Origin of the sequence: Frondihabitans sp. PhB161, from assembly GCF_003814635.1 — a bacterium.
Lineage (GTDB): Bacteria > Actinomycetota > Actinomycetes > Actinomycetales > Microbacteriaceae > Frondihabitans.
Genome location: NZ_RKQW01000004.1, coordinates 187,934 through 204,260 on the forward strand (window position 1 = coordinate 187,934; position 16,327 = coordinate 204,260).

The window sequence follows — 16,327 nt, forward strand, 5'->3', positions numbered from 1 at the left end:
ACTGAGCGACATGTCTGAGAACTTCACGGCCAGGGCTTCTGACGACGGCGTCGACGCGGCAGCTACCGACGCGGCAGCCATCGACGCGGTCCCTACCGACGCGGCCCCTATCGACATCAAGCCCCGCAGCAGAGACGTCACCGACGGCATCGAAGCCACCACGTCGCGCGGAATGCTCCGCGCGGTCGGAATGGGCGACGCCGACTGGGAAAAACCGCAGATCGGCATCGCGTCGTCGTGGAACGAGATCACGCCCTGCAACCTCTCGCTGAACCGTCTCGCCCAGGGTGCCAAAGAGGGTGTCCACTCGGGCGGCGGCTACCCGCTGCAGTTCGGCACGATCTCCGTCTCGGACGGCATCGCCATGGGCCACGAGGGCATGCACTTCTCGCTCGTCTCTCGCGAGGTCATCGCCGACAGCGTCGAGACCGTGATGATGGCCGAGCGTCTCGACGGATCGGTCATGCTCGCCGGCTGCGACAAGTCGCTCCCCGGCATGCTCATGGCTGCGGCGCGTCTCGACCTCGCCAGCGTGTTCCTCTACGCCGGATCGATCGCCCCCGGCTGGGTCAAGCTGAGCGACGGCACCGAGAAAGACGTGACGATCATCGACTCGTTCGAGGCGGTGGGCGCGGCGAAGGCCGGCACCATCTCGGAGGAAGACCTCTACGCCATCGAGTGCGCGATCGCCCCGGGCGAGGGCGCCTGCGGCGGCATGTACACGGCCAACACGATGGCCTCGGTCGCCGAAGCCCTCGGTATGTCGCTTCCAGGATCCGCTTCGCCGCCCTCCGCCGATCGTCGCCGCGACTACTTCGCCCACCGCTCGGGCGAGGCCGTCGTCAACATGCTCAAGAAGGGCATCACGGCGCGCGACATCCTCACCAAAGACGCCTTCGAGAACGCGATCGCCGTTGCCATGGCATTCGGCGGCTCGACCAACGTCGTTCTCCACCTGCTCGCGATCGCCTACGAGGCCGAGGTCGAGCTGACCATCGACGACTTCAACCGCATCGGCGACAAGGTGCCTCACATCGGTGACCTCAAGCCCTTCGGCAAGTACGTCATGAACGACGTCGACCGCCACGGTGGCGTGCCCGTCGTCATGAAGGCACTGCTCGACGCCGGTCTGCTGCACGGCGACTGCCTCACCGTCACCGGCAAGACCGTGGCCGAGAACCTGGCCGACATCAAGCCGAAGCCGCTCGACGGCGAGGTGCTCCGCACCCTCGACAACCCGATCCACCCGACCGGCGGACTCACGGTGCTCAGCGGATCCTTGGCTCCCGAGGGCGCCGTCGTCAAGACCGCCGGGTTCGACGCCGAGGTGTTCGAGGGCCCAGCTCGGGTCTTCGAGCGGGAGCGTGCCGCGATGGACGCCCTCACCGAGGGGCGTATCGCCAAGGGCGACGTGGTGATCATCCGCTATGAGGGTCCGAAGGGCGGCCCCGGCATGCGCGAGATGCTCGCCATCACGGCCGCGATCAAGGGCGCTGGGCTCGGCAAAGATGTACTACTGTTGACGGACGGACGATTCTCAGGCGGCACAACCGGCCTGTGCATCGGCCACATAGCACCCGAAGCGGTCGACTCCGGTCCGATCGCATTCGTGCGCGATGGTGATCTGATTCGGGTCGATATCGCAGCTCGTTCGCTCGACCTACTCGTCGATGCAGCAGAGCTAGAAGCCCGCCGTGACGGCTGGGCACCTCTGCCTCCCGTGTATACCCGGGGGGTCCTCGCCAAGTACGCACGCCAGGTGAGATCCGCAGCAGAGGGCGCCGTCACCTACTGACGCCCCGTCGTCGCCTGACACTGCCCGGGCGGGCAGCCTCTCGTCAATCACCAGCTCCCAAGGAATCGGCACCGATGCCTCCAGAAATCAGCCCCCTGCCCACGGCCCCGGCGCGCACGCGTCCGGCCGGCCCCGAGATCCTGACCGGTTCGGGCGCGATCCTCCGCTCGCTCGAGAAGCTCGGCGTCACCGACGTCTTCGGTCTGCCCGGTGGGGCGATCATCCCGTTCTACGACGAGCTGATGGCCTCGACGACGATCCGACACATCCTCGTGCGCCACGAACAGGGCGCCGGCCACGCCGCCGAGGGCTACGCCTCGGCCTCCGGTCGGGTGGGCGTCGCGATCGCGACCTCCGGCCCCGGTGCGACGAACCTGGTGACGGCGATCGCCAACGCCTACATGGACTCTGTGCCGCTCCTCGCCATCACCGGCCAGGTGTTCTCGACCCTGATGGGAACGGACGCCTTCCAGGAGGCCGACATCGTGGGCATCACGATGCCGATCACGAAGCACTCGTTCCTCGTGACCAAGCCGGAAGACATCCCGGCGACCCTCGCGGCCGCGTACCAGATCGCCTCGACCGGCCGTCCCGGCCCGGTGCTCGTCGACATCACCAAAGACGCCCAGCAGCTGAAGGCACCGTTCGTCTGGCCCGAGTCGGTCGACCTGCCCGGCTACCGCCCGATCACGAAGGCGCACGGCAAGCAGATCACGGCGGCCGCCCAGATGCTGGCCGAGGCCAAGCAGCCGGTCTTCTACGTCGGGGGAGGAGTGATCCGCTCCGGTGCGTCCGCCGAGCTCAAGACGCTCGTCGAGGCCACCGGCGCTCCCGTCGTCACGACCCTCATGGCGCGGGGAGCTTTCCCCGACACCCACCAGCAGCACCTCGGCATGCCCGGAATGCACGGCACCGTGCCCGCCGTCCTCGGTCTCCAGGAGAGCGATCTGATCGTGGCTCTGGGTGCGCGGTTCGACGACCGAGTAACCGGCAAGGCCGACCTGTTCGCGCCGAACGCCAAGGTCGTCCACGTCGACATCGACCCCGCCGAGATCTCGAAGATCCGCATCGCCGACGTGCCGATCGTGGGCGACGCCCGCGAGGTCATCATCGACCTCACGGCGGCCTTCGCCGACGCGACCTCGGGCGGTCAGCCCGACATCTCCGCATGGTGGACGCGCCTCAACTCGCTTCGCGAGCAGTTCCCGCTGGGCTACACCGAGCCCGACGACGGACTCCTCTCTCCGCAGAAGGTCATCCAGCGCATCGGTCAGCTCTCGGGCCCCGAGGCTGTCTACGCCTCGGGGGTCGGTCAGCACCAGATGTGGGCCGCCCAGTTCATCGAGTACGAGCGCCCGCACGCCTGGCTCAACTCGGGCGGCGCCGGCACGATGGGCTACTCGGTGCCCGCCGCGATGGGCGCCAAGGTCAGCCAGCCCGACCGCGTCGTCTGGGCGATCGACGGCGACGGCTGCTTCCAGATGACCAACCAGGAGCTAGCCACCTGCGTCATCAACGACATCCCGATCAAGGTCGCGATCATCAACAACTCGTCGCTCGGCATGGTGCGGCAGTGGCAGACGCTCTTCTATGAGGGCCGCCACTCGTTCACCGACCTGAACACCGGCCACGAGACCAGGATGGTCCCCGACTTCGTCAAGCTGGCCGACGCCTACGGTGCGCTCGGCATCCGGGTCACCCGCGAAGACGAGATCGACGCGGCCATCCAGCTCGCTCTCGCCACCAACGACCGCCCGGTCGTGATCGACTTCGTCGTGAGCCGCGACGCCATGGTCTGGCCGATGGTTCCGCAGGGCGTCTCCAACTCCGAGATCCAGCACGCGCGCGAACTCGCCCCCGAGTGGGACGACGAGGCGCCGGGCACCAGTGCGTCCGACACCACCCGCGACGGCGACATGACAGGAGAGCACGCATGAGCCACGTCCTTTCGCTGCTCGTCGAAGACAAGCCGGGTCTGCTGACCCGTGTCGCGGGGCTGTTCGCCCGTCGCGGCTTCAACATCGAGAGCCTCGCCGTCGGCAAGAGCGAGATCCCCGGCCTCAGCCGTATCACGGTCGTCGTCGACGTCGAGGAGCTCCCGCTCGAGCAGGTCACGAAGCAGCTCAACAAGCTGATCAACGTCATCAAGATCGTCGAGCTCGACTACTCGCAGTCGGTTCAGCGCGAGCACATGCTGATCAAAGTGCGCGTCGACAACAACTCTCGCTCCCAGGTGCTCGAGGCCGTCAACCTCTTCCGCGCCAGCGTGGTCGACGTGTCGACCGATGCCCTCGTGATCGAGGTCACTGGCGACACCGGCAAAACGACGGCTCTGCTCCGCGTGCTCGAGCCCTACGGGATCAAAGAGATATCGCAGTCGGGCCTGCTCGCAATCGGTCGCGGTGCCAAGAGCATCACCGACCGCGTGTTCAAGAACTAGCAGTACCCAGCTGTTCTCGAACCAGACCAGATCTTCTCGAACTAGAACTGCTTCACCCAACACAAGGAGAACCACGAACGTGACTGAAATCGTCTACGACAAAGATGCCGACCTCTCGATCATCCAGGGCAAGAAGGTCGCTGTCATCGGCTACGGCTCGCAGGGTCACGCGCACGCGCTGAACCTCCGCGACTCCGGCGTCGAGGTCGTCATCGGTCTGAAGGAGGGCTCGAAGAGCCGCGCCAAGGCCGAAGAGGCCGGATTCCAGGTGCTCACTCCCGACGCGGCGTCCAAGTGGGGCGACGTCATCGTGATCCTCGCGCCCGACCAGGTGCAGCGCCACGTCTACAAAGACGACATCGCACCGAACATCGAGGCCGGCAACGCACTCGTCTTCGGCCACGGCTTCAACATCCGCTTCGGCTACATCGAAGCTCCCGAGGGCATCGACGTCGTTCTCGTCGCCCCCAAGGGCCCGGGTCACACCGTCCGCCGTGAGTTCGAGGCCGGCCGCGGCGTCCCCGTGATCGTCGCCGTCGAAGAAGACGCGACCGGTTCCGCCTGGGATCTCGCCTGGTCGTACTCCAAGGGCATCGGCGGCCTTCGCGCCGGCGGCATCAAGACCACCTTCACCGAAGAGACCGAGACCGACCTCTTCGGCGAGCAGGCCGTCCTCTGCGGTGGCACCTCGCAGCTCATCCAGTACGGTTTCGAGACCCTCACCGAGGCGGGCTACCAGCCGCAGATCGCCTACTTCGAGGTACTGCACGAACTCAAGCTCATCGTCGACCTCATCTGGGAGGGTGGCCTCGCCAAGCAGCGCTGGTCGGTCTCCGACACGGCCGAGTACGGCGACTACGTCTCGGGCCCCCGTGTGATCACGCCCGACGTGAAAGACAACATGAAGGCCGTTCTCGCCGACATCCAGTCGGGTGCCTTCGCGAAGCGCTTCATCGACGACCAAGACGCCGGTGCCCCCGAGTTCAAGTCGCTCCGCAAGAAGGGCGAGGAGCACCCGATCGAGGCCACCGGCCAGGAGCTCCGCGCCCTGTTCGCCTGGAAGCAGCAAGACTCCGACTACGTCGACGGTTCAGCCGCGCGCTAGTCCCTTCCCAGTCAGTTGTGACAGAAACGACACCGCTTTCGGGCCGAGACACCGGTGATCACCGGTATCTTCGGCCGAAGGCGGTGTCGTTTCGCTGCGCCTCACCCGTGCGATGATCGAAGGATGGTTGTGAGCAAGAAAGCCGTCCACTTCGGCGCCGGAAACATCGGCCGCGGATTCATCGGCCAGTACCTCCAGGCCAGTGGGTACGAGCTCGTCTTCGCTGACGTCAACACCGAACTGGTCCGCACTCTCAACTCGACCCCGTCGTACGACGTCCACGCCATCGGCGGCGACTCTGATAACACCACCACGGTCAGCGGTTACCGCGCGATCGACAACCGGCTCGACGAGGCCGCGGTCGTGCACGAGATTTCAACAGCCGACATCGTGACGACTTCCGTGGGGCCGAGGATCCTGCCCTCCCTGGCATCGCTTCTCGCCCGCGGTCTCGCCCAGCGCCCCGCGCACCTGCCCCCGCTCACCGTGATCGCCTGCGAGACCGCCATCGGCGCCTCGTCCACCCTCGCCGCCGTCGTTGGTCGGGTCCACGACCACGGCGAGCAGCTCGTCCGCGAGCGGGCGGTTTTCGCGAACTGCGAGATCGACCGCATCGTGCCCGAGCAGACTCCGGGCCTCGACGTCACCATCGAGTCGTTCGCCGAATGGATCGTTGATCGGGGGGCGTTCGGTGACGCCGAGCACCCGACGATCGACGGCGTCACCTGGGTCGACGACCTCGAGCCGTTCATCGAACGCAAGCTCTTCACCGTCAACACGGCTCACGCTGCGGCCGCCTACTACGGCTGGTCGCACGGGATCGCCAGCATCCGTGAGGCTCTGGCTGCGCCCGACGTGCACTCCGAGGTGCTCTCGGTGCTGTCCGAGACGAAGACGCTGCTCGTCGCGAAGTACGGCCTCGATCCGGCCGAGCAGCAGGCGTACATCGATCGGAACCTCGAGCGCATCGCCGACCCGCACCTGCCCGATACGACCGGGCGTGTCGGCCGCAACCCCCTCAGCAAGGTCAGTCGTCACGAGCGGCTCGTCGGGCCCGCGGCTCAGCTCGCCGAGCGTGGGCTTCCGTTCGACGCACTGGTGCGCGCTGTCCGCGCGGCGCTCGACTTCGACGTGCCCGACGACGTCGAAAGCCGAGAGCTGCAGTCGCTGCTCCGCTCGGGTGCCGGTGCTCCGCTTCTCGCCGAGACACTGACCGGCGTGTTCCCCGGCCATCCGCTCTTTCCCGCTCTCGTCGACGCGGTGGCCGACCGGGTCGCGGCGAGGGTTCCCGCATGAGCCGCCCCGACCAGGTGGGCTCCGAATCGGTCGAGTCCGAGCCGGTCGACTCCGACGACGAGGCGCTGAGCTGGGGCACGTCGAGCGACAAGAGCTACGTCGAGGGCCCCGCGACTTCTCGTGACAGCAGTGCCCCCGATGACGAATTCGACGATGAAGAAGACGACGATGAACTGCCCGAGGGTGTGCTCTCGTCGGGCATGCTCGTGGCACACGGAGTCTTCGGTGCCCTGCTGCTGCTCTACACGGTGGCCTGGCTTCGCGGTGTCGGCAGCGTCCAGCCGTCGTTCGACAGCACCCTCGCCGCGGTGATGTGGCGCATCGGCACCTGGCTGGCCGTCGCCGCACCGGCCATCTGGTTCGCCGCGACCGTGTGGCTGGTCCCGACGACTCGATCGCGCACCAGAATTCTGTCGTTCATCGCGGCCGTCGTGATCCTCGTTCCGTGGCCCTTTGTGATCGGAAACCTCTTGTGAGCAGCACCACAGACACCGACGCTCTCGAAGTCCAGCCCACTGAAGAAGCCTCGCCCGGCTTCGTCGGCTTGGCGATACTGTTCACCGTCACCGCGCTGATCTTCGCCTGGAGCGTCTGGGCGGCGGTCGGCAACCTGATCCAAGTGCCGGCGCTCTTCGACCAGTACCGGTCGTTCGTCACGCAGAACGGTGCCGGCGAGCTCGCCAAATCGACGCCGTGGCCCGCGCTCATCGCGACCCTGCTCCTGCCGGTGCTCGGGTGGGGTGCCGCGTGGTGGCTGGGTCGGGGTCGCGGCCTGCGGGCTCGGATCGTGTTCTTCGTCGTCGCGTATGCCGGGGTCTGCGCGCTGACGGTCAGCCTGACGAGCTACGTCTTTCGGGCGTCGTCGGTGCTCTGACGCTCCTGAGATCAGGTTGCACTGGCGCTAAACGCGGGTGCGCGCTTCCTGAGTTCAGGGGCGCTGGTGCCCTATTCAGGTTGAGCGTCCTCTTACGTTGCCTCTGCAGGACCCGCCTCCCGGTCGGATCCTGAACTCCGGAGAAACCCCACCTCCCTCCTGAATTCAGGAGCTCCATGCTGCGCCTCGCACCAGAAGTAAGGATCCGAGGCGCCCCGGCCACAGCGATCGTCGCGATCCAAGAGACGTGCAGCCCGCGGCTCGCCTGAACAGGTGCACGGCATTGAACGGCGGAGATCCCTTTGAAATGGCCGTGGCGAATATGGTCCGGCCACGCTGGGCATGCACTGCGGATTCCCAGGAATGGCGTCGTGCCGGGGTCGGGTGGCCCGGATCCTCGTGGCCCCGTGGCTAGGGTGGAACGACTTCCACCCCGCAAGCGTTAGGACTCCTCGTGGCCAAGCCGATCGTGCTGATTGCCGAAGAACTGTCACCCGCCACCGTCGATGCCCTCGGGCCCGATTTCGACGTGCGCACCGTCGACGGCACCGATCGGCCCGCGCTGCTCTCGGCGCTGTCGGACGCGAACGCGATCCTCGTGCGCTCGGCCACGAAGGTCGATGCCGAGGCGATCGCCGCCGCCCCGAACCTGCAGGTCGTCGCGCGCGCCGGGGTCGGCCTCGACAACGTCGACATCAAGGCCGCGACGAACGCGGGCGTCATGGTGGTCAACGCTCCGACGTCGAACATCATCTCGGCCGCCGAGCTGACTGTCGGGCACATCCTGAGCCTGGCCCGTCACATCCCGGCCGCTCACAGCGCTCTGGCCCAGGGGCAGTGGAAGCGCTCGAAATACACCGGTGTCGAGCTGTTCGAGAAGACCGTCGGCATCATCGGCCTCGGCCGCATCGGTGCGCTCATCACCGCTCGCCTCCAGGCCTTCGGCATGAACGTCGTCGCCTTCGACCCCTACATCACGCCGACGCGCGCGCAGCAGCTGGGCGTGACCCTGCTGACCCTCGACGAACTGCTCGAGACCAGCGACTTCATCACGATCCACATGCCCAAGACGCCCGAGACCACCGGCATGATCTCGACCGAGCAGCTCGCGAAGATGAAGCCGACCGCCTTCATCGTCAACGTGGCTCGCGGCGGCTTGATCGACGAGGAGGCGCTCTACGAGGCACTCACCACTGACACCATCGCCGGAGCCGGCCTCGACGTCTTCGTCTCGGAGCCACCCACGAACCACGACCTACTCGGCCTCGACAACGTGATCGTCACGCCGCACCTCGGCGCCTCCACCGACGAGGCGCAGGAGAAGGCCGGCGTCTCGGTCGCTCGTTCCGTTCGGTTGGCTCTCGGCGGTGAACTCGTGCCCGACGCGGTCAACGTCGCCGGGGGAGTGATCGACGAGTACGTCCGCCCCGGCATCCCGCTGGTCGAGAAGCTCGGCCAGGTCTTCGCCGGCCTCGCCGACAGCCCGCTGACCTCGATCGACGTCGAGGTGCACGGCGACCTCACCGAGTTCGACGTCAGCGTCTACAAGCTCGCTGCGCTCAAGGGGGTCTTCTCCGATGCCGTGCAAGAGACCGTGAGCTACGTCAACGCGCCGATCCTCGCCGAGCAGCGTGGCGTGACGGTGCGCCTCCTCACCGACTCGGTTTCGGAGGAGTACCGCAACATCATCACGATTCGCGGCGCGCTGTCCGACGGCCGCCAGATCTCGGTTTCGGGCACTCTGACCGGCACGAAGCAGGTCGAGAAGATCGTCGAGATCAACGGCTACGACGTCGAGGTGCCCATCGCGGCCCACCACATCGTGATGCTCTACACCGACCGGCCCGGCATCGTCGCGGTCTACGGCAAGGAATTCGGCGAGGCCAGCATCAACATCGCCGGCATGCAGATCGCGCGGACGTCGCCCGGGGGAGTCGCGCTGAGCGTGCTCACCATCGACAGCCCGGCGCCCGAGGGGCTGCTGGAGAAGGTCCGTCGCGCAATCGACGCCGACGTGCTGCAAGAGATCGACGTCACCCTCTGACGCTGCATTCGACCTGCTGAACCGCGGCCGGCACCCTGTGGAGAACGCTCCTCGGGTGTCGGCCGTCTCGGTAAGCTGGAATCCGATCCCGGCCGCGGAAGTCGCGGCGTCGATCCGACAGGAGAACGCATGAGTCGCACGGTCCGTCTGGCAAGCATTCCGGGCGATGGCATCGGTCCCGAGGTCGTCGCGGAGGCGCTCAAGGTGCTTCGGGCCGCGACTCTCGGAGGCGAGACAGAGTTCGACGTGACCGAGTTCTCCCTTGGTGCGGCGCGCTTCAAGGCCACCGGCGACATCCTCACCGACGACGATCTCGCCGCCATCGCAGGGCACGACGCCATCCTGCTGGGCGCCGTCGGCGGAGATCCGCGCGACCCCGCACTCAAGGGCGGCATCATCGAGCGGGGGCTGCTGCTCAAGCTGCGCTTCGCGCTCGACCACTACGTCAACCTGCGTCCGACCAAGGTCTACCCCGGCGTGCCGTCGCCGCTATCGACGCCAGGCGAGGTCGATTTCGTCGTCGTCCGTGAGGGCACCGAGGGCCCGTACGTCGGCAACGGCGGGTCACTCCGCACGGGCACTCCCCACGAGATCGCCAACGAGGTCAGCGTCAACACGGCCTACGGCGTCGAGCGCGTCGTCCGCTATGCGTTCGAGCTGGCACAGAAGCGCCCGGCTCATCGGCTGACTCTCGTGCACAAAACCAACGTGCTCGTCTTCTCGGGTTCGCTCTGGCAGCGCACCGTCGATGCCGTCTCCGCGGAATACCCCGGTGTGGCAGTCGACTACCAGCACGTCGACGCTGCGACGATCCACCTCGTTGCAGATCCTGCTAGGTTCGACGTTATCGTCACAGACAACCTCTTCGGCGACATTCTCACCGATCTGGCCGGCGCGATCAGCGGCGGCATCGGCCTGGCAGCCTCGGGCAACATCAACCCCGACGGCGCCTTCCCCAGCATGTTCGAGCCGGTGCACGGTTCCGCTCCCGACATCGCCGGTCAGCAGAAGGCCGATCCCACGGCTGCGATCCTCTCGACGGCACTCCTGCTCGACCACCTCGGTCTCGAAACCGAGTCGGCGCGAGTCACCGCGGCGGTCGAGAGCGACATTGCTGACCGCACTGCTGGGTCACCCCGCACCACGGCCGAGATCGGCGATGCAATCGCCGCCGCCGTGAGCCTCACTTCTTCATCCCGATAGGTGGCAACCACAATGTCTACGAACACCACAACCCCCTCGAGCGATACCTTCCCGCTCCACTTCGAGCTGACCCCCTCGGCGGCATCGCGCGCCGACGCCGAGCGCGAGGTCATGCTCTCCGACCCCGGTTTCGGCAAGTTCTTCACCGACCACATGGTGCAGATCGAGTGGAACACCGAAGACGGCTGGCATGACGCCGCGGTGATTCCGTACGGCCCGCTGTCGCTCGATCCGGCCGCCTCGGTGCTCCACTATGGCCAAGAGATCTTCGAGGGCATCAAGGCCTACCGTCATGCCGACGGCTCGGTCTGGACGTTCCGCCCCGACGCCAACGGCCGCCGCCTGCAGCGCTCGGCAGCTCGCCTCGCCCTGCCGCAGCTGTCGGTCGACGACTTCGTCGAGTCGCTGAAGCAGATAGTCCAGATCGATAAAGACTGGGTGCCCTCCGCCGAGGAGACGAGCCTGTACCTCCGGCCCTTCATGATCGCGACCGAGAGCTTCCTCGGGGTGCGCGCCGCTCACAAAGTGAGCTACTACGTGATCGCGAGCCCCGCTGGCGCGTACTTCCCCGGCGGTGTGGCTCCCGTCTCCATCTGGCTGTCGACCAACTACTCGCGAGCGGGCAAGGGGGGCACCGGAGCCGCCAAGACCGGTGGCAACTACGCCGCCTCGCTCCTCCCGCAAGAAGAGGCCTACGCGAACGGCTGCTCGCAGGTGTTGTTCCTCGACTCGGTCGACACGACCTACATCGAAGAGCTGGGCGGCATGAACGTCGTGCTCGTCTACAAAGACGGCACTCTCGTGACGCCGCAATCCGACTCGATCCTCGAGGGCATCACCCGCGACTCGATCCTGCAGCTCGCCGAAGACCGTGGGCTCACGGTCGTGCGGCGCCGCGTCAGCTTGGCCGAGTGGAAAGAGGGCGTCGAATCCGGCGACATCGTCGAGGTGTTTGCGTGCGGCACAGCAGCCGTCGTCGTGCCCATCGGAGAGCTGAAGGGCGAGGGCTTCACGATCACGTCGCCGGTGGCCGGCCCCGATTCGCTCACCCTGGCTCTTCGGGCCGAGCTCACCGACATCCAGTACGGCCGTCGTCCCGACCCTCATGGCTGGCTGACGCGCCTCGACGCCTAGGTAGCCGAGACGCAATGCCGAGATCGCACTTGTGGTCGGGTCCTCCCGACTGCAAGTGCGATCTCGTTGTGGTTGTTGCCTGAACGATCGCCGCTACAGCTCGATCGACTCGCCGGCTGCGACGACCGTCGACGATCCGCCGACACCCTCGACGGCGGCCTTCAGTCGGTCGACGTGCATGGAAAATCCGACGTCCGACAGGGTGGCCTCGTGAATGGGCAGGATCGACCCAGGCGCAACGGCCGTCACGTAGTCGATGGCCTCGCCGATCTTCAACCAGGGCGCGCCCACCGGGGTCGCGAGCACGGCGACGGGGAACTTCGGCACCGTGAACGAGTCGCCGGGGTGGAAGAGCGTGCCGTTGACGAGCACACCGGTGTTGTCAATCGTCGGAAGGCTCGAGTGGATGACGGCGTGTGTGGTTCCGGCGAAGCGCAAAGTGAAGGGGCCGACCTCGACCGTGTCGCCGTCGGCCACCGTCTCGACCGTGAAGCCGGCCTTGCCCGCAGCGGTTGCCACTTCCAGCGGGCCCAAGATGCGGGCCTCCGGGTTCGAATCGAGGAGCGACTCGAGCTGCGCGGCCGTCCAGTGATCGGGATGCTCGTGCGTGATCACGATCGCGGCGACGGAGGTGAGTGAACCGAGAGGGCGTGTGAACCCGCCGGGGTCGATGACGAGGGTCTGCCCCGACTCGTCGATGGCCAGCGCGGAATGCTCGAACTTCGTGACTCGCATGCGTTCAGCGTACGCTCGGAGACGGCTCGGGAACCCCGGCAAAGCGCTCAAGATCCGACGCCACAGACACGAGAGTGCCTCAATTTGTGGCGACTCCCGCCCTGTGGCATACTCGACGAGTCGCAAAAACGGCCCCATCGTATAGCGGCCTAGTACGCTGCCCTCTCACGGCGGTAACACCGGTTCGAATCCGGTTGGGGTCACGACCAAAATGGCTCTCCCTTACGGGAGGGCCATTTTCGTCTCTGTGCTTATTTCACGACGCTAAAGAGGCGGCTTCGCTGCAGAGGGCGCGCGACCCGGTACTTGCTTGCGAAGTGAATGAGGCAAAACCCTCGCAGGCGGCACAGACCCTCGCGGGCGGCCTCCGAGGCGCTCCTAGGGCGAGGGTTTCTGCCGGTCGTGAGGGTTTAGCTGACGCCGACCCTGAACCAGACACCGACACCGGACCCCACCCCAACTGCGAACGCACGGAGTCAGTCCGCCAACCGCCGCACCAACCCGTCGAGGCCGACGTCGACGGGGTGCCCGCCCCAGAGCGACACCTGCAACTGCGAGGCGCGGCTCCAGAGCCGGCGGCCGCTCGACAGGTCGAAGGCGATCATGGTGGTGCGGGATCCTGAGATTCCATAGGCCAGCACGTAGCCGACCGTCTGCCCGGTCGCGACGACGTACGAGCCCGACGAGACGTCGGCGCGATACCGCTCGCGGCCGGTCGCGCCCTCGAGCGCGACGACCTGAGGGGTGTCGCTGGTCGACACGGTGTAGATGTCGTCGGAGCGCTGTCCTGGCGCGGAGCCGGCGAACGAGATGGAGCCGACGTCGCGAGTCCAGAGCGCACGCCCGGTGCGATAGTCGAGGCAACTGAGACGGTCGCCCCGGAAGTTCGTCACGGCCAGACAGGAGCGCGTCAGTGAGAACGATCCCCGAAGCGTCAGATCGGAGGTCCAGAGCACCGTGCCGTCGCGGGAGATCGCCGAGAAGCCGCCTGCCGCGGTCGTCGTGACGCCGGTGCCCGCGGTCCGTGGGGCGTAGACGATGCCGCCTCGGAAGGCGTAGCCGAGGGAGGTGTTGATGGGGCTGCCCCAGGCGGACGACCGACCCGTCGACAGGCGAATCTGTCGCGTGCCCTCCTCGCCGAGGAGCAGGCGGTCGTCGAGGGCGATCATCGTCGCGGTCGGATTTCCTTGACCGCGCCAGACCACCTCGCCGAGGTCGGACGCATTTCGGAGTTCGTACTCGTACGTCAAACCATCGTCCGATCGCCGGCCGATGGCCACGACGTCGCCCTCGGCGGCGAATCTGTTCTCGGCGCTCCACGGCTGGCTGCCTGTCGACGACATGACGTCACCCGTGCGAAGCGAGAGCGATTCGACAACCGACGAGTCGGAGTCAGCCGCGTTGACGAGCAGTCGCTCGCCCTTCTGCACGATCGAGGCGGAGGTGATGGCGACTCCGCCGCCCCCGTCGAGGTCGCTCGAGGTGTCGTGCACCCAGTCGACTGTGCCGTCACCCGTGTCGAGCAGAGCGATGCGGGCCCGGAAGCCGTCGGGCACGACCGAGCACACCGAGTCGTCGGCGAAGCCCAGCGATCGCGACGATTCGGCCCGGACGGCGACCAGACCCCGGCCGACGTCGAGCGTCGTGAATCGCAGGCACTCGGCGGGCGCGCCGGGCGCCAGGGTCGCGGCGAGGTCGAGGGCCCAGAGCGACGCGGAGGGCTCGGCCCGCAGGTCGTCGATCGCGATGCCTCCGAGCGGTGACAGCGAGCCGTAGTTCGGCTGGAGGGCTGCGCCGAAACCGACGACCCCCGCGATGGCGGAGGCCAGAGCGACATAGGCGACGAGGATCCGACGGGCCGACGACGCCCTCGACCACCGCCGCGCGAGCAGGCCGGGCCGCGGGGCCGAACGTGCAGCGGCCGACGGCCGGCGCGGCGTGGGGGATCCGGGGGAGGCGGTGTGCGCTTGCGGCCGTGAGCCCAGGCCCGGGGTCGCGGATCCTCGCCGGGTCTCCGCTCGCCAGACCTCCGCCTGCGAGGGCGGCCGCTCGGGCGACCAGGGCGCCGGGTCGATGTCGGCCATCGAGCCTCCTTGCGCGACGGGGTGGAACGGCGTGAACGTTAGTCGTTCGCGCCCAGCACGGTGGCGGATTGGTCGACGAGCTCGCGGGCGACCCCCCGAGAGTCGAGCGTCACCAGGTGGCCGCCCCAGATCTCGGTGTCGCCGTCATCGAGGTCGCTGCGCCGCCAGAGGATCTCACCCGTCTCGGTGTCGAACGCGGTGATCGCGGTCGGCGTTCCGGTGAGGGTCGTCGACTGCAGGTAGCCCGTCGTGCGGGACGCGGCCAGGACCTGGGTCTGCGGCAGCAGTTCCAGGGCGAACTTGGTGCGCCCCGTTGATCCGTCGAGTATTTCGGCTTTCGCTTCTCCGCCGAAGTCGCGGGTCACGACGACATCGTCGGTCGTCTGTCCGTCGATGGCAGCGGGGAATCCCTCCGAATCGAGGTCGCGGGTCCAGCGCATGTCGCCGGTGTCACGGTCGAGGCAGGTGATGGTGGAGGTCCCCGGAAGGGTGGCGAGCACGCAGCCCCGGCTGAGCCCTGAGATGTCGCCGAACCCGTTTCGCGTCCACAGCTTCTTACCCGAGGCGGCCCAGGCGGTGATCGAGATACCGCTCGTGACGACGCGAACGCCGAAGTAGGTGGTCGGACTCGACGGGCCGGTGCCGAGGAAGACCGACCCGTTGCCGAGAGGGGACTGCTTGCCCGTGGTGCCGTCGATTCGGACGGATTGCCGGTCGATGGTGACGAAAAGCGCACCGCGGAGCAGGATCGGGCTCTGCGACTGGCGTAAACGCCCCGTCCAGATGGTGTGTCCGAGGTCTCGCGTGTCGGCGAGGCTCCAGGTGGTGTCTCCTGCGTCGCCGGTCGTGGTGCCGTACAGCAGGAGGGTGCCCTGCACGTCGATCCATCCGGCGACCTGGCCCCGGTCGAACGTGCGAATGTCGACCATCTCGCCGCTCGACATCGACAGTGTCACGAGGGTAGGGCGGCCGTTGACGTTGAGCTGGACGACCACGCGCGAGGCCTCCTCGACGATCACCTCCTGGTCGAGAGTGACGGAGCCGGAGGCGGCGCCCAGCTCGTGTTCCAGATCGGTGCTCCAGAGAACGCGACCCCGCGCCGGATCGAAGAGCGCCACGGTCGACGAGATCTGCGATGCGGTCTGCGCCGAGCACCGTGACGACGAGCCGAGGGGCGGGCTCGAGGCGGTGAGCACGACGAATCGACCGACCGGGGATGAGGCCTGAAACGAGACACAGCGCACCGGCACTCCGGGAAGGACCTCCCGCGCGAGATCGACCGACCAGCCGTTCGGCCCGGGAGCGCTCCGCACGTCGGCCACCGGGGCGGCGCCGAGCGGAGGCAGGTCTCCGTACTGCGGCGTCACAGCGGCGCCCACCCCGGCGACGAGGGTGATGGCGAGGCCGAGGGCGGCGAAGACCGTGGCTACCCGCCAGGGCGGCGAGAGCCTGCGGAAGAGACTTCGGCGTGGACGACGGACCGCAGGATCCTGCGGCTCGCCCGGCAACGCCTCGCCCGTCTCGCGAGTCGGCACGGCCGTCTGAACAGGCTGCGGGCCGGCGTTCCAGCCGGGCTCCGACCGCTCCGGTCGCGCAGGGGTCCAGCCGGACATGATC

The 16,327-nt window shown here is 67.3% G+C and carries 13 protein-coding genes and 1 tRNA gene; 11 read left to right on the plus strand and 3 right to left on the minus strand.

Going from position 1 to position 16,327, the window contains the following annotated elements; all coding sequences use genetic code 11:
• The first annotated feature begins 10 nt into the window (after positions 1-10).
• The 10 genes from ilvD (at position 11) to EDF39_RS15660 (ending at position 11,891) form a co-directional block, all read left to right on the plus strand.
• Positions 11-1,795, plus strand: coding sequence for a dihydroxy-acid dehydratase (ilvD, locus tag EDF39_RS15615; protein WP_233573165.1), 1,785 nt, complete (start codon positions 11-13; stop codon positions 1,793-1,795).
• A gap of 74 nt (positions 1,796-1,869) precedes the next feature.
• A complete protein-coding gene (locus tag EDF39_RS15620; protein ID WP_123944569.1) occupies positions 1,870-3,732 on the plus strand; it encodes an acetolactate synthase large subunit in 1,863 nt (620 codons plus the stop codon).
• Positions 3,729-4,235 (plus strand): acetolactate synthase small subunit, encoded by a 507-nt coding sequence (gene ilvN, locus EDF39_RS15625; RefSeq protein ID WP_055958918.1) that lies wholly within the window; start codon positions 3,729-3,731, stop codon positions 4,233-4,235. The genes EDF39_RS15620 and ilvN overlap by 4 nt, the downstream gene beginning before the upstream one ends.
• A gap of 79 nt (positions 4,236-4,314) precedes the next feature.
• On the plus strand, positions 4,315-5,340 hold the full coding sequence (gene ilvC / locus EDF39_RS15630) for a ketol-acid reductoisomerase (RefSeq protein WP_055958915.1): 1,026 nt from the start codon (positions 4,315-4,317) through the stop codon (positions 5,338-5,340).
• A gap of 123 nt (positions 5,341-5,463) precedes the next feature.
• A complete protein-coding gene (locus EDF39_RS15635; RefSeq protein ID WP_123944572.1) occupies positions 5,464-6,636 on the plus strand; it encodes a mannitol-1-phosphate 5-dehydrogenase in 1,173 nt (390 codons plus the stop codon).
• Entirely contained in the window at positions 6,633-7,112 is a 480-nt protein-coding gene (locus EDF39_RS15640) for a hypothetical protein (RefSeq protein ID WP_123944575.1), read from the plus strand. Before EDF39_RS15635 ends, EDF39_RS15640 begins: the two co-directional genes overlap by 4 nt.
• Entirely contained in the window at positions 7,109-7,510 is a 402-nt protein-coding gene (locus EDF39_RS15645) for a hypothetical protein (protein ID WP_123944577.1), read from the plus strand. Before EDF39_RS15640 ends, EDF39_RS15645 begins: the two co-directional genes overlap by 4 nt.
• A 454-nt stretch (positions 7,511-7,964) precedes the next feature.
• On the plus strand, positions 7,965-9,554 hold the full coding sequence (gene serA, locus EDF39_RS15650; RefSeq protein WP_123944579.1) for a phosphoglycerate dehydrogenase: 1,590 nt from the start codon (positions 7,965-7,967) through the stop codon (positions 9,552-9,554).
• A gap of 129 nt (positions 9,555-9,683) precedes the next feature.
• Positions 9,684-10,757, plus strand: a complete 1,074-nt coding sequence (locus EDF39_RS15655; RefSeq protein ID WP_123944581.1) for a 3-isopropylmalate dehydrogenase — start codon at positions 9,684-9,686, stop codon at positions 10,755-10,757.
• 12 nt (positions 10,758-10,769) lie between these two features.
• Positions 10,770-11,891, plus strand: a complete 1,122-nt coding sequence (locus EDF39_RS15660; protein WP_123944583.1) for a branched-chain amino acid aminotransferase — start codon at positions 10,770-10,772, stop codon at positions 11,889-11,891.
• Positions 11,892-11,984: 93 nt separating this feature from the next.
• Here EDF39_RS15660 and EDF39_RS15665 read toward each other — a convergent pair whose 3' ends face one another.
• Positions 11,985-12,626, minus strand: a complete 642-nt coding sequence (locus EDF39_RS15665; RefSeq protein ID WP_123944585.1) for an MBL fold metallo-hydrolase — start codon at positions 12,624-12,626, stop codon at positions 11,985-11,987.
• 130 nt (positions 12,627-12,756) lie between these two features.
• Here EDF39_RS15665 and EDF39_RS15670 point away from each other — a divergent pair.
• A tRNA-Glu gene (locus EDF39_RS15670) sits at positions 12,757-12,829 on the plus strand.
• A gap of 273 nt (positions 12,830-13,102) precedes the next feature.
• Here EDF39_RS15670 and EDF39_RS15675 read toward each other — a convergent pair.
• Both EDF39_RS15675 and EDF39_RS15680 read right to left on the minus strand, forming a co-directional pair.
• A complete protein-coding gene (locus EDF39_RS15675; protein ID WP_123944587.1) occupies positions 13,103-14,710 on the minus strand; it encodes a PQQ-binding-like beta-propeller repeat protein in 1,608 nt (535 codons plus the stop codon).
• A 38-nt stretch (positions 14,711-14,748) separates the two neighbouring features.
• A complete protein-coding gene (locus tag EDF39_RS15680) occupies positions 14,749-16,323 on the minus strand; it encodes a PQQ-binding-like beta-propeller repeat protein (protein ID WP_123944589.1) in 1,575 nt (524 codons plus the stop codon).
• Positions 16,324-16,327: the final 4 nt, after the last annotated feature.

What these genes read in the sequence shown, in the direction of transcription:
- EDF39_RS15675 (WP_123944587.1), bottom strand. Translation starts at nt 14,710, where the DNA reads ATGGCCGACATCGACCCGGCGCCCTGGTCGCCCGAGCGGCCGCCCTCG.
- EDF39_RS15655 (WP_123944581.1), top strand. Translation starts at nt 9,684, where the DNA reads ATGAGTCGCACGGTCCGTCTGGCAAGCATTCCGGGCGATGGCATCGGT.
- EDF39_RS15665 (WP_123944585.1), bottom strand. Translation starts at nt 12,626, where the DNA reads ATGCGAGTCACGAAGTTCGAGCATTCCGCGCTGGCCATCGACGAGTCG.
- EDF39_RS15635 (WP_123944572.1), top strand. Translation starts at nt 5,464, where the DNA reads ATGGTTGTGAGCAAGAAAGCCGTCCACTTCGGCGCCGGAAACATCGGC.
- EDF39_RS15660 (WP_123944583.1), top strand. Translation starts at nt 10,770, where the DNA reads ATGTCTACGAACACCACAACCCCCTCGAGCGATACCTTCCCGCTCCAC.
- EDF39_RS15620 (WP_123944569.1), top strand. Translation starts at nt 1,870, where the DNA reads ATGCCTCCAGAAATCAGCCCCCTGCCCACGGCCCCGGCGCGCACGCGT.
- EDF39_RS15680 (WP_123944589.1), bottom strand. Translation starts at nt 16,323, where the DNA reads ATGTCCGGCTGGACCCCTGCGCGACCGGAGCGGTCGGAGCCCGGCTGG.
- ilvD (WP_233573165.1), top strand. Translation starts at nt 11, where the DNA reads ATGTCTGAGAACTTCACGGCCAGGGCTTCTGACGACGGCGTCGACGCG.
- EDF39_RS15640 (WP_123944575.1), top strand. Translation starts at nt 6,633, where the DNA reads ATGAGCCGCCCCGACCAGGTGGGCTCCGAATCGGTCGAGTCCGAGCCG.
- ilvN (WP_055958918.1), top strand. Translation starts at nt 3,729, where the DNA reads ATGAGCCACGTCCTTTCGCTGCTCGTCGAAGACAAGCCGGGTCTGCTG.